The organism is Deinococcus sp. QL22 (genome assembly GCF_023370075.1).
Taxonomy (GTDB): domain Bacteria; phylum Deinococcota; class Deinococci; order Deinococcales; family Deinococcaceae; genus Deinococcus.
In genome coordinates this window covers 2263847-2282650 of sequence record NZ_CP097149.1, presented here as the reverse complement: position 1 = coordinate 2282650, position 18804 = coordinate 2263847, and the positions used below count along the sequence as shown (strand labels likewise).

At 59.4% G+C, this 18804-nt stretch carries 36 protein-coding genes; 19 read left to right on the top strand and 17 right to left on the bottom strand.

The features are described from left to right. Positions 1-21: 21 nt before the first annotated feature. From M1R55_RS11555 to M1R55_RS11540, 4 genes are all read right to left on the bottom strand, one after another. Positions 22-438: a hypothetical protein gene (locus tag M1R55_RS11555; protein ID WP_249391915.1), complete on the bottom strand. Its 417-nt coding sequence runs from the start codon at positions 436-438 to the stop codon at positions 22-24. A gap of 169 nt (positions 439-607) precedes the next feature. Next, positions 608-1117, bottom strand: a complete 510-nt coding sequence (locus M1R55_RS11550; protein ID WP_249391914.1) for a hypothetical protein — start codon at positions 1115-1117, stop codon at positions 608-610. A gap of 70 nt (positions 1118-1187) precedes the next feature. Next, positions 1188-1844 (bottom strand): hypothetical protein, encoded by a 657-nt coding sequence (locus tag M1R55_RS11545; RefSeq protein ID WP_249391913.1) that lies wholly within the window; start codon positions 1842-1844, stop codon positions 1188-1190. Further along, positions 1841-2452, bottom strand: coding sequence for a hypothetical protein (locus M1R55_RS11540; RefSeq protein WP_249391912.1), 612 nt, complete (start codon positions 2450-2452; stop codon positions 1841-1843). Before M1R55_RS11540 ends, M1R55_RS11545 begins: the two co-directional genes overlap by 4 nt. Positions 2453-2553: 101 nt before the next feature. On the opposite strand from M1R55_RS11540, the gene M1R55_RS11535 reads away from it, so the two are divergent. The 7 genes from M1R55_RS11535 (at position 2554) to bet (ending at position 5371) form a co-directional block, all read left to right on the top strand. Next, the gene (locus tag M1R55_RS11535) at positions 2554-2772 is read left to right on the top strand and encodes a hypothetical protein (protein WP_249391911.1); all 219 of its coding nucleotides are present in this window, start codon (positions 2554-2556) and stop codon (positions 2770-2772) included. After that, entirely contained in the window at positions 2769-2936 is a 168-nt protein-coding gene (locus M1R55_RS11530; RefSeq protein WP_249391910.1) for a hypothetical protein, read from the top strand. The genes M1R55_RS11535 and M1R55_RS11530 overlap by 4 nt, the downstream gene beginning before the upstream one ends. Positions 2937-2995: 59 nt before the next feature. Further along, complete coding sequence (locus tag M1R55_RS11525) at positions 2996-3409, top strand: hypothetical protein (protein ID WP_249391909.1); 414 nt, start codon at positions 2996-2998, stop codon at positions 3407-3409. A 106-nt stretch (positions 3410-3515) separates the two neighbouring features. Beyond that, positions 3516-3722 (top strand): hypothetical protein, encoded by a 207-nt coding sequence (locus M1R55_RS11520; RefSeq protein ID WP_249391908.1) that lies wholly within the window; start codon positions 3516-3518, stop codon positions 3720-3722. 103 nt (positions 3723-3825) lie between these two features. Then, positions 3826-4005, top strand: a complete 180-nt coding sequence (locus M1R55_RS11515; RefSeq protein ID WP_249391907.1) for a hypothetical protein — start codon at positions 3826-3828, stop codon at positions 4003-4005. Next, on the top strand, positions 4002-4178 hold the full coding sequence (locus M1R55_RS11510) for a hypothetical protein (protein WP_249391906.1): 177 nt from the start codon (positions 4002-4004) through the stop codon (positions 4176-4178). Before M1R55_RS11515 ends, M1R55_RS11510 begins: the two co-directional genes overlap by 4 nt. Then, complete coding sequence (bet, locus tag M1R55_RS11505; protein ID WP_249391905.1) at positions 4175-5371, top strand: phage recombination protein Bet; 1197 nt, start codon at positions 4175-4177, stop codon at positions 5369-5371. The genes M1R55_RS11510 and bet overlap by 4 nt, the downstream gene beginning before the upstream one ends. 32 nt (positions 5372-5403) lie before the next feature. Here the strand turns inward: bet and M1R55_RS11500 are convergent, their stop codons facing one another. Then, positions 5404-5775, bottom strand: coding sequence for a hypothetical protein (locus tag M1R55_RS11500; protein WP_249391904.1), 372 nt, complete (start codon positions 5773-5775; stop codon positions 5404-5406). Positions 5776-5843: 68 nt separating this feature from the next. Between M1R55_RS11500 and M1R55_RS11495 the strand changes: the two genes are divergently transcribed. The 7 genes from M1R55_RS11495 to M1R55_RS11465 are packed head-to-tail and all read left to right on the top strand — an operon-like array spanning position 5844 to position 10779. Beyond that, on the top strand, positions 5844-6080 hold the full coding sequence (locus tag M1R55_RS11495; RefSeq protein WP_249391903.1) for a hypothetical protein: 237 nt from the start codon (positions 5844-5846) through the stop codon (positions 6078-6080). Then, positions 6077-6370, top strand: a complete 294-nt coding sequence (locus tag M1R55_RS11490; protein ID WP_249391902.1) for a hypothetical protein — start codon at positions 6077-6079, stop codon at positions 6368-6370. Before M1R55_RS11495 ends, M1R55_RS11490 begins: the two co-directional genes overlap by 4 nt. Further along, positions 6367-7455, top strand: coding sequence for a hypothetical protein (locus M1R55_RS11485; RefSeq protein ID WP_249391901.1), 1089 nt, complete (start codon positions 6367-6369; stop codon positions 7453-7455). The genes M1R55_RS11490 and M1R55_RS11485 overlap by 4 nt, the downstream gene beginning before the upstream one ends. Further along, positions 7452-8765: a replicative DNA helicase gene (locus M1R55_RS11480; protein WP_249391900.1), complete on the top strand. Its 1314-nt coding sequence runs from the start codon at positions 7452-7454 to the stop codon at positions 8763-8765. The genes M1R55_RS11485 and M1R55_RS11480 overlap by 4 nt, the downstream gene beginning before the upstream one ends. A 20-nt stretch (positions 8766-8785) precedes the next feature. Further along, on the top strand, positions 8786-9385 hold the full coding sequence (locus tag M1R55_RS11475; RefSeq protein ID WP_249391899.1) for a hypothetical protein: 600 nt from the start codon (positions 8786-8788) through the stop codon (positions 9383-9385). A gap of 45 nt (positions 9386-9430) precedes the next feature. Next, complete coding sequence (locus tag M1R55_RS11470; protein WP_249391898.1) at positions 9431-9949, top strand: hypothetical protein; 519 nt, start codon at positions 9431-9433, stop codon at positions 9947-9949. Continuing rightward, positions 9946-10779 (top strand): hypothetical protein, encoded by an 834-nt coding sequence (locus M1R55_RS11465; RefSeq protein WP_249391897.1) that lies wholly within the window; start codon positions 9946-9948, stop codon positions 10777-10779. The genes M1R55_RS11470 and M1R55_RS11465 overlap by 4 nt, the downstream gene beginning before the upstream one ends. Positions 10780-10781: 2 nt before the next feature. On the opposite strand, the gene M1R55_RS11460 is transcribed toward M1R55_RS11465, so the two are convergent. Both M1R55_RS11460 and M1R55_RS11455 read right to left on the bottom strand, forming a co-directional pair. Next, positions 10782-11018, bottom strand: a complete 237-nt coding sequence (locus tag M1R55_RS11460) for a hypothetical protein (protein ID WP_249391896.1) — start codon at positions 11016-11018, stop codon at positions 10782-10784. A gap of 108 nt (positions 11019-11126) precedes the next feature. Continuing rightward, on the bottom strand, positions 11127-11363 hold the full coding sequence (locus M1R55_RS11455; protein ID WP_249391895.1) for a hypothetical protein: 237 nt from the start codon (positions 11361-11363) through the stop codon (positions 11127-11129). A 26-nt stretch (positions 11364-11389) separates the two neighbouring features. Here M1R55_RS11455 and M1R55_RS11450 point away from each other — a divergent pair, with 26 nt between their 5' ends. After that, entirely contained in the window at positions 11390-12052 is a 663-nt protein-coding gene (locus M1R55_RS11450; protein ID WP_249391894.1) for a RusA family crossover junction endodeoxyribonuclease, read from the top strand. 11 nt (positions 12053-12063) lie between these two features. On the opposite strand, the gene M1R55_RS11445 is transcribed toward M1R55_RS11450, so the two are convergent. From M1R55_RS11445 to M1R55_RS11430, 4 genes are all read right to left on the bottom strand, one after another. Then, positions 12064-13254, bottom strand: coding sequence for a GGDEF domain-containing protein (locus M1R55_RS11445; RefSeq protein ID WP_249391893.1), 1191 nt, complete (start codon positions 13252-13254; stop codon positions 12064-12066). A gap of 195 nt (positions 13255-13449) precedes the next feature. Next, positions 13450-13671: a hypothetical protein gene (locus M1R55_RS11440; protein WP_249391892.1), complete on the bottom strand. Its 222-nt coding sequence runs from the start codon at positions 13669-13671 to the stop codon at positions 13450-13452. A 272-nt stretch (positions 13672-13943) separates the two neighbouring features. Next, positions 13944-14264 (bottom strand): hypothetical protein, encoded by a 321-nt coding sequence (locus M1R55_RS11435; protein ID WP_249391891.1) that lies wholly within the window; start codon positions 14262-14264, stop codon positions 13944-13946. A 114-nt stretch (positions 14265-14378) separates the two neighbouring features. After that, complete coding sequence (locus M1R55_RS11430; protein WP_249391890.1) at positions 14379-14600, bottom strand: hypothetical protein; 222 nt, start codon at positions 14598-14600, stop codon at positions 14379-14381. Between the two features lie 59 nt (positions 14601-14659). Here M1R55_RS11430 and M1R55_RS11425 point away from each other — a divergent pair, with 59 nt between their 5' ends. Beyond that, on the top strand, positions 14660-14863 hold the full coding sequence (locus M1R55_RS11425; RefSeq protein ID WP_249391889.1) for a hypothetical protein: 204 nt from the start codon (positions 14660-14662) through the stop codon (positions 14861-14863). Positions 14864-14879: 16 nt separating this feature from the next. On the opposite strand, the gene M1R55_RS11420 is transcribed toward M1R55_RS11425, so the two are convergent. The 3 genes from M1R55_RS11420 to M1R55_RS11410 form a co-directional block, all read right to left on the bottom strand. Then, positions 14880-15200 (bottom strand): hypothetical protein, encoded by a 321-nt coding sequence (locus tag M1R55_RS11420; RefSeq protein ID WP_249391888.1) that lies wholly within the window; start codon positions 15198-15200, stop codon positions 14880-14882. A gap of 99 nt (positions 15201-15299) precedes the next feature. Further along, on the bottom strand, positions 15300-15494 hold the full coding sequence (locus M1R55_RS11415) for a hypothetical protein (RefSeq protein ID WP_249391887.1): 195 nt from the start codon (positions 15492-15494) through the stop codon (positions 15300-15302). A gap of 181 nt (positions 15495-15675) precedes the next feature. Then, entirely contained in the window at positions 15676-16080 is a 405-nt protein-coding gene (locus M1R55_RS11410) for a hypothetical protein (protein WP_249391886.1), read from the bottom strand. A gap of 83 nt (positions 16081-16163) precedes the next feature. Here M1R55_RS11410 and M1R55_RS11405 point away from each other — a divergent pair, with 83 nt between their 5' ends. Both M1R55_RS11405 and M1R55_RS11400 read left to right on the top strand, forming a co-directional pair. Beyond that, positions 16164-16709, top strand: coding sequence for a hypothetical protein (locus M1R55_RS11405; protein WP_249391885.1), 546 nt, complete (start codon positions 16164-16166; stop codon positions 16707-16709). A 61-nt stretch (positions 16710-16770) separates the two neighbouring features. Beyond that, positions 16771-16971, top strand: a complete 201-nt coding sequence (locus tag M1R55_RS11400) for a hypothetical protein (protein ID WP_249391884.1) — start codon at positions 16771-16773, stop codon at positions 16969-16971. Here M1R55_RS11400 and M1R55_RS11395 read toward each other — a convergent pair. The 3 genes from M1R55_RS11395 to M1R55_RS11385 all read right to left on the bottom strand — a co-directional run bounded on the left by M1R55_RS11395 (position 16968) and on the right by M1R55_RS11385 (position 18308). Beyond that, entirely contained in the window at positions 16968-17216 is a 249-nt protein-coding gene (locus M1R55_RS11395; RefSeq protein WP_249391883.1) for a hypothetical protein, read from the bottom strand. The genes M1R55_RS11400 and M1R55_RS11395 overlap by 4 nt on opposite strands. A 469-nt stretch (positions 17217-17685) precedes the next feature. After that, on the bottom strand, positions 17686-17934 hold the full coding sequence (locus tag M1R55_RS11390) for a hypothetical protein (protein ID WP_249391882.1): 249 nt from the start codon (positions 17932-17934) through the stop codon (positions 17686-17688). Positions 17935-18098: 164 nt separating this feature from the next. Then, on the bottom strand, positions 18099-18308 hold the full coding sequence (locus M1R55_RS11385) for a hypothetical protein (RefSeq protein WP_249391881.1): 210 nt from the start codon (positions 18306-18308) through the stop codon (positions 18099-18101). Positions 18309-18508: 200 nt separating this feature from the next. On the opposite strand from M1R55_RS11385, the gene M1R55_RS11380 reads away from it, so the two are divergent. Beyond that, positions 18509-18769: a hypothetical protein gene (locus M1R55_RS11380; RefSeq protein WP_249391880.1), complete on the top strand. Its 261-nt coding sequence runs from the start codon at positions 18509-18511 to the stop codon at positions 18767-18769. The last annotated feature ends 35 nt before the right edge of the window (positions 18770-18804 follow it).

The window sequence follows — 18804 nt, the reverse complement described above, 5'->3', positions numbered from 1 at the left end:
CCACATTTGCAGGGGTCTTGATCATTTGGGCAGGTTGATAGCCCCGAAGAAAGCGGCGTGGGATGCTCGCGCAAACTCTTCACGCTGCCCGGTACTACTCACGCTCAAAGTGGCTAAGCCAGGTACTTCAGTACAAGTCCAAAGACTGCTGGTGCTATTCACAACCGGCGTGAGACCCCCGAACACCCCTGAGTAAGCGGTGGTGGTGCTGGTCACGGTCAAGTTTGTGGCCGTGCGATTGGCAACCATGTAGGGAGGCCAGATCGTTGCCCCGCCTAATGAGGCAGGTCGCAATGTGGGAGCGATCCGCGCCACTTCATCCAAAGCGGCGGCACAAGTCGCCAGGTAGCCCTGCAGATCGACATACGTAGGCGTGCCCGTCACAGTGGGAGCGCAGCTGGCAAGGGCTAGCAAAGGCAAAATCAGTAGCTTTTTCATAGTTCTCCTTATCCCACCCACTGAACGTTGTACAGACCTCACCTTCAGCCCCAACACACGCCCAACACCGCTCTACTCAATTTCCACAACCCACCACTGGGAATAGGGCCACGAGCGGCCTCGGCAACAGGGGCGAGCAGTAGGACGGCCATAAGGGTCAGTAGCATTCTCATGGTGTGCAGTAACTCTTCCAGGGCAACACGCCGGGTGTGCCCGTGCGGTTGAGATACACCGAAGTGTAGAAGTTGCCGTCCTCATTGATGTCACGCAGGAATCGCAGTCTCATCGGGCCGAAGTCTGTGGCGACATCTCTGATGGCGGAAGAGTTCTGACGATCCAGCCAGACTGAAATGGCTGTCAAGCGTTCAGGGCGAAGGTTGAAACAGCGTGTTGCTACCTGTCCCACGGCCCGGTTGAACAACGCGCGCTCGCTGGGTTTCAGGTATTCCTTAACAGCGATAACGGCTACCCCATTCAATCTGCCTGCGTTGGTGAGGTCGAAAGCACCCACCCCAAGGGTCAAATACGTCAAATCACTGGTTCGTTTGCTTACTAGAAAAAAGCCTTGGCTAATCGTCATTTGGCCGCCGCTGCCTGTGATGAGGCTGCGGATTGAGATGGGAGCGGCCTCTGCGCCTGCGAAGGTGGTCAGTAGCATCAGAGTAGACAGCTTCTTCATGACATCTCCTTGGGGTGATCCTCTTGGCCTATCACGTCTGATGCTTATGCATACGCAACTTTGACTACCTCTACCCCCAGCACATGCCCAGTGTTGCGTTGGAATTGATCCGCGCAAAAGACACCTTGGCCTCGTCCGGAAACCAAAGGGCAGGCTCTGGCACCCGATCCAGCCACCCAAACGGCAGACTCCAATTGCACTGTGCAACCTCCTGGATGTACTTGCCACTGGTCATGAACCCCGCACACAGGCCATTGGGATCGTCATACACCGTTCTCAACAGTGCCTGCTGTGGCGTCGCACGGGCGATCTTCTGCAAGTGGCGCACTACCTTGGCGTCCTGCCCATACCGCAGCACAGCAGAGTCCAGCATGGGTTGCGTGATTTTCAAAAAAGAGATGGTGAAGTTGCAGAGGTTCTCGACAACTTTCCATCCCAATTCTTCGCCGTACTCTTCAATAATCTCCGCTTCTAGCCCACTCCACCACAGCAGGACGTGTGCAGTCTCGTGCCGCACAATGTCGCTGTTGCCCCAGTGCCACGGCTGAACTGTCATGACCGGCCCATCCGGATGCTCGGTGTGACAGCGGTTGCTCAGCCCAATCTTGACCCGAATTTCTAATGCTTGCGCAAACCGTAATGCGTGGGCCTCATATCGCAAGTGACGCTGCACGGCCTTGACGTAACGGATGTAATCGCTGACCAGATGGGTGTTGTCATACGTCACGTCAGGAACCGCTTGTTAGCGATCCAGTATTCAAACCAGTCGTCTGCTGTTTGTGGGCCCACTTCCAGGCCGCCGTGTGCGCGGGGGGCCGCCAGCATGCGCTGCATGCGCTCAGTCTTGAGAATGGGGTAGGTATCCCCATACTTTTCCACCATTTCCAATAACTCATTGGGAATGCTGATCGGCGTTTCCCGAAAGGACACGACAGGCGGGATGGGTGGGCCCCCGCGCCGGGGAGTGTATGTCTCTAAGGTGGATTCTGTAGGGACCGAACCCAAATACGAGACTGCTGGAATACTGATACCGACCGCTGCCTCAAATTCCTCAGCGCTCCAACCCAACAGATAGCTAAGCATTCGTTGAATACGTGGGCGGGCGTTGGCAATGTATTCGCCGGTTTTATCGCTTTCCAGTCTGCTTAGAGTCTGCTGGCTAAAGGCTGAAAGTTGGGGATCGTTAAGTTGCTCAGCGACCTCTTTCGATTTTTTGGCCAGATCACTAGCACTATCGAAGCCGCGCAACTCACGGCGCTCGATTAAAGCATCACCGTATCTGGACACAATTACCCTCCAGTGCGGTTCGACGCGGACAAGAACAGAGGCAGTCATTCTGAGACACTAATACGATGGTACTAATAGATTGGTTGCGGGCTCAAAAATACCAATCTATTAGTATTGACGTTTGGCTTCAGACGTACTAATATGTTGGTATGACTTCAGAAGAGCTATCTGTGCTGCTCCAGTCGGAACTAAAAAGCCGCAACTGGTCAGTAGATGACCTTGCCGAGCGGGCAGGCGTTGCCTACGAAACTGCACGGCGCGCTACCCAATCTATCGGTTCTATTTCGCTGGCCTCTACCAACAAATTGTTAGTGGCTGTGGGTAAGCGAATGACGATCATTGAATTTGCTTTTGAGGCCAGCGCATGACCCCCCCTCCCGTCCGCACCATCACCATCACGCACGATCCCGTCCGCAATGCCCTGGTGCGCCGCTTGCTCGCTGGTGCTCTCCCCTACCCCCTGTCCGCTAGCCCCACTCCCACCGTGCCCACCGAGGCACGTCACGAGCAGTCCGTTCAGAAGAAGGGCTGAAACAAAAGCATGGCCGCGTCTGATTCACGCGGCCACCTTGAACATCCTTTGAGGTCTCTATGAGTGTACACCCCACTTCCATCCCAGACCAGAGCCGCCAGCGCGAACTGTTCAACGTGCGGCTGGCCCAGGCGCACACCTACGCCCGCGATCACAGCGTGCCCTTCAACCCCATCAAGCCCAACGCGCTGGTGGAACTGCAGGGCAACACCTATAGCGTGGAGTGGAAGCTGGTGCGCTTTGACCTGATGAGCCCCACGCAGGTCTGGGCCGTGACGATCCGCCCCCGCAGCACGGGTGTGGCTTACGGCTACGGCCAGGTCATTCGCAAGCAACGCCGGAGCAAGAAGACGGGCCTCGCCACCGTGCGGTACAACTCGCCCGCTGGCAACTACAGCACTGAGGATGAGGTGCAGGCCGCACTGGTGGCACTGACGGCTCAGCGGACGCAAGGACAAGAGGTAGCAGCGTGAACCGCCACGTCTTCCAGATGGCCTACACCGTGGCCCTGACTCAGCCCGTGGTGGGCTGGGTGCTGGTCCTCGTGACTGTGGTCAGCTCAGCTCTGGCGGTGTTCGGATGATGGCCCTGCGTGACCTGCGCCTGCCTGTGCTGCGCCGCCAGACCGCGCCCGTGAGTGCATGCCGCGCCTGCAAATTGCCGATCAGCCCAGACCACCTGTACTGCGATGAGTGCATGGAGCGCCCCGTTCAACCGGGTTACGGCCCCGTGTGCATCGACTGCGGAAATTTTGTGGCGTGCGCGTGCAAGAAGGCCCACCGATGAACTACCTCTTGATCTACGTTGTGATCGCTGCCCCCGTGTTCACCGTGTTCTGGGCCTGCTGTGCCCTGTCCAGCCGGATCAGCCGGCAAGAAGAGGCCCGCGCATGACGCTGGATGCCCGCGTGGTGCTGATGTTGTCCACGTTCAAAAGCCTGCGAACTCGTCATGTCGCCGTTGCACTCGACATCAAACCGACAACTGCCCTGAGCATTCTCGCGGCGTTGGATGACGTGGGACGCGTCACTGTGCGCGCTGGACGATGGGCCTTGAAGGGTGAGGCATGAACCGCGTCCGCAACGGCACGGCCCTGATTTTGGCCTCAGTGCTGGTACTGCTGATGACGGCGGGCTGGATGGATCGGACGCCCCTCACGACGGCGCAATTCGGGCTGGTGCTGGTGCTGCTGATCGTGATGCGGCACGGCGTCCGGTTGATTGAAAAAGGGGAACGCCAATGACAGCATCACAGATTCAACCCACCCAACATCTGCCCCTCGCCACCGTCGACTTTGACCGGGATCAGTTGGACTTGATCAAAACGCAAATTGCGCCCGGTGCCAGTGATGGTGAGCTGGCCCTGTTCGTCGAGCAATGCAAGCGCACCGGCCTCGATCCCTTCAGCCGTCAGATCTACGCCGTCATGCGGGAATCGAACGTGAAGACCGGCAATCAGTGGTCGAAGGTCACGAAAATGACCATCCAAGTCGCGATTGACGGCTTCCGGGTCATCGCTGAGCGGCACGGGCAGTACGCGGGCCGGGTGGGGCCGTTCTGGTGTGGCCCGGACGGGAAGTGGGTGGATGTGTGGCTGGACAAAGAGCCGCCCGCTGCAGCCAAGGTGGGCGTGTTGCGCCGGGGCTTTGCGGAGCCGCTGTGGGCGGTGGCGCGGTTTGAAGCGTATGCCAGCCGCAACCGGGAAGGGGTGCTGATGGGACTGTGGCTGAAGATGCCGGACGTGATGATCGCCAAGTGCGCTGAAGCACAGGCCCTCCGGAGCGCGTTCCCCAATGACCTCTCAGGGCTGTACACGAGCGATGAGATGGCGCAGGCCGACAACGCTGTGCCAGCTCCCGCCCCTCAGCCCACCCGCACCGCCGACATGACCCGCGAAGTGGCCCAGAGCGCAGGCGTTGAACCCAAGACACCCGTCCAGGAAGCCCATTCCGCGCCGGATCCAGTCGCCGCCGAGTGGGAAAGGAAGCGCAGCCAGATTCGCCAGATGTGGAAAGAGTGCAAGACCAAGGGTCTGGAAGATTCCCTTGCCCCCTTGGGTCTGCGCTATCCGAACTGGCGCACCGATGACGACCAGGCCGACAGCCTGCGCTTCGACCTGATTCATCTGAGTGAAGGCGGCGAATTGGATGCCGTCTGGTACGGCGATGCAGCTGCCCCCATGCCCGCTGAGACGATGCTGACCGCAGAGCAGCGGGGCCAGCTGCAAGCTGTTGCTAAGGCCACTGGAGCCCTCAGCAGTCAAGACCGGTACGCGCTGTGGGCTTACATGGTCAACAGCCCTACGCCGGTTGCCACCAACAATCTGACGGCTGAGCAAGCCGCCTACCTGTTGGACACCTTCAGCGCCATGAATCCGGATGAGCGTGCCCAGTGCCTCACCGAAGCCCGCGCCAAATTCAAGGTGGCCGTGTCGTGAGCCCTCTCCCGCTTTGGTCAGGGGTACGGGGTCTAGCGGTACAGACCCACGACCGCCTGCTGCCCAGCCTGGGGCGTGAAGTGCAGATCAATCGGCTGGACGAAATACCAAGCGTCCCTCAAAACGGTGCCGAACTGTCGAACCCTTCCCTCGGCGAGCGCTTGATCCAACGCCGTTGCCAGCGGCTCAGCGTCCAGCGCGATCAACCCATGAATCTCCCAACCTTCGGGCTGCACCGCCGTGGCATGAGCAATGGAGCGCGCATCGAACCTGCTGAAATCGACCTCAACCCGGTGGGGAGTCTGAAGCAAGGTGAGCCGTTTGCCATCGAAGCCGTCGATGCGGTAGTGGGGCACCGGGATGGTCTGCCCTTTGGGAAACATCTTGCGGTGGGTGGAGAGCATATGAGCCACGCTAGCGCGTTCGCCCTTGATCGAAATGAACGCTTCTCCGTTCTGTTCGCGGGGATGGCATGACCACTCAGATCTGCGGCAACTGCCGTCACGGCACGCCCATCGAGCACGGCATGATTCAGTGCCAACTCGGTTGGGAAGCCCATGACGGCCTTTTGCCTAATGTTCGCGGCAAGGGTAAGAGTCGCGTTGTTATCCCCGTCCACATGGCGCACGGCGAACTGGAGAAGCCGGAAGCTACCCCCACTTGCCGCTGTGGCTGCTCGCCAGACAAATGGTTGCCGGTGAAAGCATGACTGCCGAACTGCCCCGCCTCAACTCAGTCGAGTACAGCTACCTTGGAGACGTAACGGCGCAGTTGTATCCCGCTGACTCGACCGAGTTCCGCGCCGAGTTTCAGTGGGACAACCCCCGCGCTCCTGAATTCCGCTTCGAGGGCTTGAAGGCCATGACCGATGAAGAGATCGGCAAATTTTCCTACGCCCTGAGAACCGCTGTGATTGAAGACCCTGAACAGATCGGCAAGATCTGGCAGATCGTGTGTAACCTCGGCTTCATGGTCAGCCTCGGCGGTGACTTCCTGTGAGCGCCGCTGTGATCAAGTTCCCCGCACTCGAGAGACCGCCCACGAAACGCCGGGAAGCAGGCACCTTCACCATGACCGACAGCGCCGTGGTGACCTACCAGAAGCGCCACGGCTCCGCTCCCTCCCGCACCCTGACCGCCTTGGCGGAACGCGCCAACTTCACCCAGAAGCCGCCGATGAGCATCGCGGAACTGATGGTCGAGACCGAACTGGGTCAGCGGGCCATCGAAAAAGCCCTGGTCACCTTGTCCGCTCAGGGCTTCTGTGCGTCGGTGGGCAAGCTCTGGAAATACACCAATCCGAACCAAGATGCGAACGGAAATGCGAACGGAAATGCGAACAGCCGTTCGCACGAGCGTTCGCACGGACGTTCGGAAAAACAGGGCAAAAACATTGTCCTAGACGGCGAAAAAAGACGCCTGAAGGAAGTAGAAGGAAGTAGAAGGAAAGGTTCTGTAGTTCCTACACCTAAGAAGGGCGCTGAGGTTGACGGCACAGCACAGAACACGGCTGAGCTTGAAGCAACCCCAGAGGTGCCTGACGGCACGGCCTCTGGCGAGGCCCATAACGACCTTCACTCACTCACAGATGAAAAAACCGAGCAACTGCCCACAGGAGACGAAGACGTGACTGGGAATGAACAGGTTCCGCCCGCCGCCGCGCCGATCCGGGCCGCGCAGGATGTGGTGACCGGCGCAGGCCTGTTGCCCGTCTGGAGAAACTGGGTGCGCCTGTGCCGCCTGCCCCGGGTCACGCAAGAAATCCAGATTCTGTTGTGGGCCGAGTGGATCACTGCAGGCCAGCGTGATGCCCTCTCCGAACACGCTCAAGCCATCATTGAGGCCGGAACCTACGACCTGCCGTACCCCGCCCTGAAATCCCGCATGACGCGGCCCAGTGGCCCTGCACCCCTCGAACCGCTGCCGGTGGCCCGCCTCTCGTTTGCGGCTGGTCAACGCGTGCGCTACCCGGACGGTACCGAAGCCATCGTGCTGGCTGTGCTGAGCCGGGGTATCGCCACCGATCACCCGTTCATGCCCGACGTGCCGCTGGGCATGCTCAAGTCGCTGGAAGTGCTGGCATGACCCGGCCTGCTCCCCAGAATCACGAGTTGGAACAAAAAGCCCTGTCCGCCCTGCTGGTCGATCCTTCCGCCTGGGAACACTTGGGCGACTTGCCCGCCGAGGCCTGGCACAATCCCGCTGCTCGGGAGCTGTTCGGCCTGATGGGTGAGCTGTACGCGCAGGGCTTGCCCATCGACGATCACGCGCTGATCCTGCAACGGGCCGAAGCCAAGCGCAGCACGTTCGTGACGATGAATTACCTCGTGGGCGTCATGACGCTGGATCCCAGCGCCTACTACGCGCCGCACTATGCCCGCGAACTCCGCGCCCTGCATGGCCGCCGGGAAGCAATTCGCATGGCGCACCAGGTCGTGCATCACGCCACCGAAGGTGACCTCACTCCAGAAGAACTCTCTGCCCTCGCTTCACAGGTGGCTGGCCCACTGGAGAACCGTTCCCGGCACGGCTTCACCTCGCACGCTCAGGCAATTGACGCCGCGCTCTTGGACGTGGAGAGCCTCACGCCGAATGCCATCAGCACGGGATTTGTGGATCTGGACGAACAGATTCTGGGTTTCGAACCCGGCGCGATGTACGTGCTGGCTGCTCGCCCTGCGATGGGGAAAACCGCGATGGGCTACAGCTTCGTGCTGAACACCGCTCAGAAGGGCTATCACGCCGCTGTCGCCAGCCTGGAGATGCCCGCTAAGCAGCTGGCACTGCGGGCGATGGCGAGCGCCGCCAGCGTGGATCTGAACAAGATTCGCCAGCGCACCACCAGCGGCCCCGAGCGTGAACGGCTGCGCGTGCATGGATCCCGCCTGCGCAGCCTTCCGATTGAGTTCATGGAAGCCAGCGATCAGACCGGCGCCAGCATCGCCCGGGACGCCCGCAAGCTGCACGCCGCCGGGAAGCTGGATCTGCTGCTGGTGGACTACCTGCAACTGATCGAGACCGGGCGTTCCGGGGATGCCGGGAACCGCGTGCAGGAAGTGAGCGCCATCAGCCGAATGCTCAAGAAGTTGGCGATGGAGTTGTCGATTCCCGTGGTGGTGCTCAGCCAGTTGAGCCGCGCGGTGGAGTTGCGCCCGAACCACCGGCCCGTGCTGTCCGATTTGCGCGAATCCGGAGCTGTGGAACAGGACGCCGACACCGTGATGTTCATCTACCGCGACGAGTACTACAACCCGAACACCGATCAGCAGGGAGTGGCCGAAATCATCGTGGGCAAGCAACGCAATGGCCCGGTGGGCACGTGCCGTCTGGCCTACAACTCCGAGTTCGTGCGCTTTGCCAACCTTTCCCGCTTCGCTGAACCCGCCCTGCTCTGACCCTTCCAGGAGGAACCATCATGCAAACCTACGGAATTTTCGGCCTGACCTTCAAGACCGCCACCATCAAAACCGATAACGACGCGGGGCGCGTGCTGGACGCCAAATATAAGTTCTCCTCTGGAGTAAAGGCTGAGCGCCGGTTCATGTTGGAGCACGTGCCTGTCCTCAAAGGCGCGGCGCAGGAAGGCGGCAAGCTGCGCCTGGAAGTTACGCCCATGATGGACGGCCAGGCCTTTCCCGCCGTCGATGTGCCGGTGATTCTGCGCGGGAACATCACGATTGATGAGGCGGGAGACGTGCTGGTCAACTTGCGGGTGCAGTTCTCTGAATTGGACAACGCAGGCTTGGGGGTGGATGCCCTGCTCATGGCCAGCTGCTGCTTGGAATGCACGGTGTCCGATCAGCCCACGCTGGAAGAGAGCATTCAGAGCGAGCTGAAGGCAGAAGAACAGGTCAAAGAGGATGTTGACGACTTGCTGAAAGACACCAAGGCGCTGTTCGAGACGCCTGAGACACCCGCCCTTAACATTCCGCTTGGCCCGGATCTGGATGTAGAAGAAGACATGCCCTTCCCGACTGGTGGCGGCGACGGCTTCGGCACACAACCCAGCGCCTAAAGACAAGGGGGCGGGTGTCAAAGCCCGCCCACACGGTGAATCCTGATGAAAACACTTCAAGAACTTGCAACCGAAACCCGTCGCGTGAATGGCGCCAATGGCTGGGGTCTGACTTGGAAAATAGATGATCTGCCTAGGAATGTCGCGCTCATTCACAGCGAAATCACGGAAGCGTGGCAAGAGCGAGTGCCCCACAAGATCGCTCGTGAGTTGGGAGACGTGGTGATTCGGGCGCTTGATCTGGGCGAGCTGATCCGGGCTGGTTCCTTTGTCGATCTTGAGCCAGAGCGGTTGCGTTTTGCGCTGGTAAGCCCGCCCAGTGCTCACCGGAATATTTCGCTGATGGAACTGCACACCTTGACCTCTCAGGTGTTGGAGTCTTTTCGCAAGGTCAAAGAGCCGGAGGCCATGGAAGCGGCGGTCTTGAGCGGCTTGATGGCGGTGGTGTCCTACGCGTGGCAATTGATGGTGTTGGAATCCCAAGAAGATCCTGCTGACACCATTGACAGCATCTTGTTTGTGAACAGCCGGCGGGCCTACCGGCACGGCGGGCGGCGCACATGACGGCCACCCTCGAACAACCCGTTGCCGTCTTGGCTCCGGAAGAACGTGCCGACCTTGCCCAGCTGGAAACCGTGGTTCGTCAGGGCTGGCAAGGCTTCGTGACTGTTGGCCAAGCCTTACTGAGCATTCGTGACCGCCGCCTGTACCGCGAAGCCCACAAGACTTTCGGTGACTACTGTGAACAGGTCTGGGGCTGGTCTCGCCAGCGGGCGCAGCAACTGATGGACGCGGCAGAAACCAGCCAGACGTTGACAACCATTGGTTTACATCCCGAGAACGAACGGCAAGCCCGCGAGTACAAAGAGGCCGCGAAAGTGGTGGCAACACTTGAGCCAGAGATGCAGGTCGCGGTCGCCACGTACCTGAAGACGGCCACCGGCAGTGAGCGGCCCAGTACGAGTCAAGTGAAAGCAGCGGCAGAGGTGGCAGCGGCCATCGATGCACATGGGACGGTGGCGCATCCGGATACCGGCACAGAGGTGCCGTTTCATGCCTTGACCGGGGAACAGCGGGCGATTGCCCTCGCAGAGAATGTCACCACTGGAACGTATGAACGGCTGAAGCGGCAAGAGAACCACATCCAGACCAGCATTCAGCAGACCAACAGCACCGGCAAAGGTGGCTGGGCGGACTGGTGCCTGAACTATGCCCAGCAGCAACTGACGGACACCCAAGAGCTTCGGATTGTGGTCAAAAAGGACACCAGCGGGAATGCTCAGGTGCAGGCGTTAATCGTCGACTCGGAGTCGCACGCGACGGTGGCCTACGGGGACACGGCCCCCTACCTGAAGAAAGCCGTGATGAACCTGGTCGAAGAGGTCAAGGGGTGAGGCTAGAGCAGGCGGTAACGGCCCCGCGCCACCCGTTCAAAGTCTGGATATTTGCCCGCACCCTGACCCACCGCGTTCTGACACATCTCGCTGGCGACATGACGCCGAATGGTGGTGTCGAGGTGTTGGGTGCCCTTGGCGCGCATGGCGGCCACCACGTCTTGAGCGGAAAACGTTCCATCTGCTTGTTGTTTGCTCAACTTGCGAGCCACGGCAAGAATTTCGTCACGGCACGTCACGTCTGCATTTTGCCTCAAATGACCGTGCCTGGTCTCGCCCTTGTCTCATTTCCCCTGAGAGCCGAGCCGGGGCCTGTGGGTTCGCTTGAACAGGGAGGAGGGATGAAGCTACAGCAGGCGGTACACGCCAACGCCCACCCGTTCAAAATCGTCGTAGGTAGTCTGGTGATTTTTGGGAGTGTTCTGACACATCCGCGAAGTCACATGTGTCCGAATAGTCGAATCCAGATACCTCGTGTTCTTGGCGCGCATCGCATCCATCAATTCACTGAGATGAAACGTTTTGGGCGTCCGGTCTTTTACCAATTCGTTGACGGTCACCAGGATTTCATCGCGGCAGGTCATGCACGTATCTTGACGCAGTTGGGCCAGTGACTTCCCCTGCATCCTCTCATGCCTGGCAGGCACGCTTTCCGAGCCTCGCGCATGTCGAGCGGTACCTGAGCACCATTGCTGATCCGGATGTGCGGGCCAATATCCGGCTGAAGTTGGGCCTGGTGGAAGTGCCACAGCCAGCGCCCGAAACGAGTCCACTTGTGCAGCCGCGCCCAGCGCAGGAAAAACAACCCGAGTGGACGACTGAACCGCTGGAAGCCAAAACGAGTCCACCCGGAACCCTGACCTTTACCCTGCCTTACCCGCCCTCTCTGAACAGCATCTGGCGCTCAATCCTCGTGCGCTTCACGCCGAAGAACTCGAAGGCCATCCCGTACCGGGTCAAAGTCCTGTTGAGCGAAGAGGGACGCACCTACCGCAGGGCCGTCATCTCGTGCGTGCAGAACTATGGGCAGCCCAAAACCTCGCCTGGTGCACGCCTTGAACTCCTGCTGATCGTCTCGCCGCCGGATCTGCGAAAACGCGACCTCAGCAACATCCCTAAGGCCCTGGAAGATGCCCTGACTCATGCGGGCGTCTGGGCGGATGACTCGCTGATCGATGTGCTGACTGTGCGGCGTGCTCCGGTGCATCCAGGCGGGCGGGTCGTCGTGCAGATCACGCCGTTAACTGAGACGCTGTTTACGAGTGCGTTATGAATCCCCTCTTCCTAGGCGTTCGCCTTTCTCGGCTGTTGGACGTGCATTCCACGTGCCTTGTCCCTGTACATCCCTTGATCTGCGCGGTTCATGGCCTTCGTCAAGTCTTCTCTCGCCGTCACTTGGGTGCTGCCGAGACTCACTGTGAAGCCCAACACACCTTGCTTGTCTTTCGCCAAGTGCACTTCCAGCGCTGTGAGTTGCTCCAGGACTTGCTCTTGCTGCCCGGTGAGCAGCAGCACAAATTCATCCCCACCCACCCGGCTGATCAGATCCCTAGGAGTTGCGATCGTCCGCAGAGTGTCCGCCAACTGCATCAAACAGCGGTCTCCTTCGGCGTGTCCATACCGGTCATTGATGCCCTTGAACTCATTGATGTCCAGCAGCAACAAGACCGCTTCGGCGGGCTTGGCCCGGTTCCCCCACAGGTCATACGCTTGTGTCAGTCCCCGCCGGTTAAGCAGGATCGTCAAAGGATCCAACGTAGCTTGGACGAGCAGCTCGTGATGCAGACGCTGCATCTCCTGGCGGCGCCGGTCATCATGCAGCAACCAGAACGCAAAACTGCCGCCTACCGACAACAACAATGCTCCGGCGTGCAGCAAGAGATTCGGGTTATTCAGGAGATAGCCCAAGTGTCCATTGGCGCTGATCATCATCTGCGAGCGAGGCAGGCTCAACAGGGTGCCGCCCAGCAACACGCCCAAGTTCAGGCCATATGCGGTGCGCAGCGCTGGGTGCCGCTGCATTTGCTTCACGATCAGGGTGACCAACATCAGCAACAGGATGGAGCTGTAACCCGCGACCAGGACAAACCGCAGCGCAATGTTGTCCCAGACCGTGGTCAGCAAGACCAGCGCCATCACGATGGCGGCGCACCCTCCCCAAGCCAATCGGCTCATCCAGGGGCTGACGAACTGCCCGCTGAAGCGCTGAAAGGCTCCCAAGCACAAGGTCGATCCGGCCATGACCAAGGTGTTGCCGATCACCACCGAGGCCAGCAGGGTCTCTGGAGTTCGCAGGCTGCCGATCAGCAGGCCCAAGACCAGGGCGGTCTGTCCCAGCGCCCAACCGCGCCAACCGGGATACGAGGGCCGCAGCCACGAGACCGTGATGATGAAGACCGATATCAAGGCGGTGACGCCCCAAGTGAGGGCCGACAAAGCCGCCATTGTGGTCCATTCACTTGGGGTACTGATCATGTCCAGCCTCCAACACTTAAGGTCATCTTCACTTTGGGCTTAGTTAAGCGGACAAGATGTTGCAGAATTCTTATTTCTGCTGTTCATAAGCCTTTAGACGACTCAAAGTGGATGACGCTCAGTGTTGAGATGTTCCACCTCATTTCAGGCCCCCAGGGCACCGAGACTCGCCGAGTGAGGCCTAGCTCTAAGGGATCAGGTGCGGTGAGCGGGCGTCAAGCGGTACACATTCTGATCCAGTCGTTCCAGCATGTGTTGATCAACCAGTCGTTTCAAATGAAGTTGTACCGTGGCCCGCTGAAAATTTCTGCCGTGCTGACGCATAACGTCTTCAATGTCACCGACCAGTACCGAGGCGTCAGGACGCCGCGCCTGCAGCGTTCGAATAGCGTACAAGATCAGCCGTTGAGTGTGCATTACTCCACTTTGATACGGTCGTGCTTACACGGCGCTGACTGGCTCCAACACGACTATTCATGAAGCCTAGAGAGCGCAGGCGGTTTGCCAAAGCCCCCCCGAGGCTTCAGGCGGCAGAGCGGTCTGACCCGGTGGAGCCAGCGCGGTTCATGCCGGCCCATCAGCGCAGGCAGCTGGACTGGCTGCCGATCACAGACGGCGAGGCTCACTATCTGCAGCAATTGGGGCTGAAAGACGTGCTGCATGGGGGAACTGAGATGACTGATCAGGCTTTAGGGACGCGACAAGATCTTCAACAGTGTCCAACCCAGGAACAGCACACTGAACGCGAAAACACTCCAAATGCCGGCTCTTCGACGCTCGGACATCGGCATTCGGTTGGCCTCCAAGATCATGTTGAGCGAGTTGCAGATCAGATACAGGGGCAGGAGGAGTTCCCCCCAATCCAGGCCTGGGGATCCCCCAGACCAGAACACACGCACCCCGAACAGCACCACCAAGATGAACCCAAGCAGCGTGAGGAACTGATTGACCACAGGTGTGGCCCACCAATCTCTCGCCTGAGTTTGAAAGTGTTGTCGAAGAGGTTGCATCAGCGTCAGCGTAGAGGAGTCAGCGGGAGGAAGAAGCTGCAAATCTGCTGCTGGACAGTTGCGTGTGGTGCTGAGCCTCAGTCAGGGGCAGCCGTGAGGCCCACCTCTAGAGGGTCAGGCGCTGTCCGTAGGCCTCAGGCGGTACACATTCCGATCCAGTCGTTCCAAGACGTGTTGATCGGCCAGTCGCTTCAAATAGGTTTGTACCGTGCCCCGACGCCATGTGACACCCCGTTGACAAAGGACTTCTTGGAGATCGCCCACCAGCACCGAGGCGTCGGGACGTCGCGTTTGGAGTTTTCGGATGGCATCCAAGATCAACAATTGACTGTACATCCATCTATTGTGGAGAGTCTGCCCTCACACCTCTCTGACAGCGTTAAACGGGACGATTCATGAAACCCAGAGACCGCAAGCGGCTTGCCAAAGCGTTGCTGAGGGTGCAGGCGGCAGCAGCGGAGCAAGAAGACCCGGTGGAGTTGGCACGGTTCATGGCGGCCCACAAGCGCAGGCGGCTGGGCTGGCTGCCGACCAAGGACGGTGAGGCCCACTATCTGCGGCAATTGGGGCTGGAAGACGTGCTGTATGAGAGGAGCTGAGATGAAGAATCAGGCTTTAAGGACGCGACAGGATCATCAACAGCGTCCAGCCCACGAACAGCAAGGAGAACACGAAAGTACTCCAAGTGAAGAACCGCCGACGCTCGGAGGTTGGCGTTTGGGCGGTCTCCAAAGCTGTGCTGAGTGTGAGGCAGCTCAGATACAAGGGCATGAGGAGGCTCCCCCAATTCAGGCCTGGGGGAGCTCCAGGCATCAACACATGCACCAAACTCAGCAACGCCAAGATGTAGCCGAGCAGGATCAAGAACTGATTGATCACAGGTGTGGCCCACCACTGTCTGACCTGAGTTTGAAAGTGCTGTCGAAGGGATTGCATCAGCTTCAGCGTAGAGGAGCGGGCGGGAGGAAAAGGCTGCAAATCTGCTGCTGGACAGTTGCGTGTGGTGCTGAGCCTCAGTCAGGGGCTGCTGTGAAGTCAATCCATGAGCGTGACACGTGTACAGCGTTCCCCGTCCTCATCCAGGAACGTTTTGCCGGTCTGGTACTTCCCCTCGTACCCGTGAATTTGGACGATGCTGCCTTCCACAGGCTCAGCCATCCCTTCGGGCAGGTAAATCACCGTGGGGATGTGTTGGACGGTAGAACTCCCAGTCTTTTGACGCTCGGACATTCTTTCTTATACGCCCTCATATCGGACATCCTCTTGTGGGTTTTTTTATGACCCTCACCCTTTCCCGCCCACAGGAGGCGCACTTGACGAACAGAACCAAAAGAAGCCACGCCGTCTGGGTAGATGACCCGAGCCCTGCCTTACCAGATTGCCTGTCCATCTGTACCCTCTTTAGGAGGCCTTATTCGTCTGAGTTTAGAAATCGCAGCATGACATTTTCAACATTCGGCATAGCTTGAATCAAGCTGCCCTCCAGTTTCTGAGTTTCCCGTTGCATCACATGGCCGGAGTAGTAGATGTTCCGGAATGTTACTGCGAGTCGAATCATGTCCATCTCGCGGTAATAGCCGTGCATCTCCCAAAGATGTTCGTCCATCCCCTGAGCGCCTTGATTCACGAGGAGATGGAAGGTGGGCTTTGGCTCCTTGAGTTCTAGTGCGATGCGGAAGGGGGCCAGCAAGCTCTGCGAGAAAAACAGGAGGAGGTCTTGCATGCGCCCTTGCCGCTCCTTAGTGCTGTTGCCCGCGCCCATCTGTTCGCGAAGTTGGTGGTACTGCTGTAGAGCAGCCTCTGAACTCAGGATCATGCTCCACCATACCGGGCTTGCAGCGGCGCTTCACCTCAAAAATCCATCCCAAGGATTCACGCCCTCACCCAACGGAGGCTCACTTGACCAACGGAACCAAGAGAAGTCGCGTTATCCGGGTGGCTGGCCCTGGCCCCGCCCTAAAAGACTTCCTCCACCAGCGCACCGCCCGCGCCTATGCCGAGTGTTGGTATCAGGCCCTGAGGCGCTGGGAGGTGCGCGTGCCCGTCATCCTGCGGCCCAGCCTGCCCTACAGTTCCGGGGGTCTGGACGCCGTGACCACGCTGGGCGAGTACGAGCCCGACCTGCCCACAGCGTTGGCCACCCCGATGGGGGAATGCCGGGAGGTAGAAGTGGGCCGGATCATCACCCAGATCGCGGCCAGCGGCACAGCAGATGGCCAGTTGCTCGGCAAGAGACTGGAAGCCCTGCGCTGTGGGATGGGCCTGAATAGTCTGATTCACGCCAATGGGCGCGGCTGGAACGGAGAGACGGCCCCCGAGTACGCCCGCGCCGTGCTGACGGTGGCCGTGCGCTTGGGCGATCCGTGGGGGGAGTACCACCTGAGCCACTTGTCATCTGTTCGGGGTTGCTCTACTGTATCTGTAGATTCAGAGCAGTCTAATTGAGTTCCCCGCCGCCCTTACCGGGCGGTTTTTTGTTGCCGCCTCATTCCAAGGAGCATTGCACATGCCTGAGCCCAAGCATCCTTTCGAGTACCAGCGCCCTACGCCTGAGCATGTCGAGCAGATTGAAACCGTGCGAGCGGCGCTGAAGCAGGCACATGACACGATTCTGGAGACTATTCCGCACAGCCGTGAACGCTCCTTGGCTATCACGCAACTGGAAGAAGCCAGCATGTGGGCGAACAAAGGGATTGTCTTCAACTAATCCGAGCGGATGAGTCGAAACTTGGCCCCATTCCCGATGGACATCACAGCCACCTTGCCTTGAACGCTAAAGTTCGGCCCAGTCACGAGAACCAACTGAGCCTGTTGGCTCGCTCTAATCAAGGCCTGAGCATCGTCGGGAAGAAGCCCCTTGGGGTATTCCACCCAAGTGAAGTGGGAGCCGTACCCGTACATCTTGCCGTTCTCGATGCGGATGATTGGAACAGGCATGTCGTATTTGAGCATGCCGCGCCTGCACTAAGCCTTTCGGGTGATGGTTCTGTAACAGTGTAGCTGCTACACTAATTGCATCCCACAACTTAAGCCGTCCGGGTGAAGACGGCGGGCAGCCTCGCAGCCGCGGGGCTTTTTTATAGGCGCATAAGTCCACGTGGAGTTGCAGCAGCCGCGAAAATTCCCGTCACCACCGCCAGAGCAGCAAGCTCCGAGAGGAGTACCGGGAAGTCGATCACGGTGCTCTCCCAGCAGGCATTGCCAACTTTTGGGCGGCCGCCTTGTAAACAGACGGATGCAGGAAGTTTAACGCCGTCTTCTCTGATGAAGATTCTTGGCGGTGCGAAGAATACGAGTGCTAGGGCTGCAAGCAGGCCAGCGAACACAATGGCTCTCCCCAGTTTCATTCCCCATTTTACCAAGGAGGTGATCTATGGCATCCCCCAAACGAGACAACGCTAAAGTTGCTTCTCTGTGAGGATTACTTCTGATGCGCCTCCCTCGAACACACGATGCAGAACTTGGCCCCATGGCCGATAGAGATCACCGCCACCTTGCCCTCAATGCTGAAGTCCGGCCCGATCACCAGCACTAGCCTATTTGCGGTGCTGGCCATGATCAGAGCTTTGGCATCGTCGGGGAGAGGTTCGTTGGAATACTCCACCCAGGCGAAGCTGGCACGGCTCTGGGACATCCGGCCATGGGTAATCGTGATGGTCGTGTCCGGCATGAATGCAGTTGAGCACGCGGTCTATGTCTCTTTTCGGACAAGCACGCCAAGTTTGAGCGGTTCAGCGCTGCTCGACTTAAGAGCGCGTCCCCCCGTTTCTTCGAGGAGCATTCCGCGTGCCCAGCCCGTGCAGACCTGAATCGTTGTGTTCCGTACCGCTCCTGTCATTGCGGGCGGCCCTGATCGCGGCGTTCGTGCATGAGGGCCTGCATGAGGTGCCACAGCTCATCCACGCTGTGCGCGGTCAGCAAAGGCGCAGGCTCAGTGCGGCGTATGTCCCCTTCAAGCTGGCCCTGGAGGGCCCACTGTCCATCCTTGATCCAGCAGGTGACCTCGACGCCCTGGTACTGCAGGGCAGTGATCGTTGGCCACACCCAACTCGGGAGTGAGGCAAGTGCTTCCGTGAGAGGAATTGGGACAGAGGTCACCTCTATAGCCTGCCAGCTCTACAGCTTCAAAACTACGCCCCCCCTTCTGTTGAGGAGCGTTCGTCGTGCCCGGCCCTGCCCCCACGTCTGAGCATTCCGCGTCCCTGCCCTTTTCCCCCACTCCACACCCGAGGAGGTGCGTACCCATGCCCAGTGCCAAGCGCCCCACCAAAACACCCGCTGAGCCCCGCTCCAGCACCGGGGGACGTCCTGCTGCCTACGACTGGTCGGCCATCCGCCGCGAATACATCCGGGGTGACGACACCGTCACATTGGCCAGCCTTGCCGCCAAAGCCGGAGCCCCCAGTGCGAGACAGCTTGAACACCGCAGTGCCGTGGACGTTTTCTCACCCCTCCTGTCTTTTCGTCACATCGGCGCCGGACACGGAGAGCAGGGGTGTCGCTGACGGAGAGCGCTTCTGGACTCTGACCTTGCAGGGCT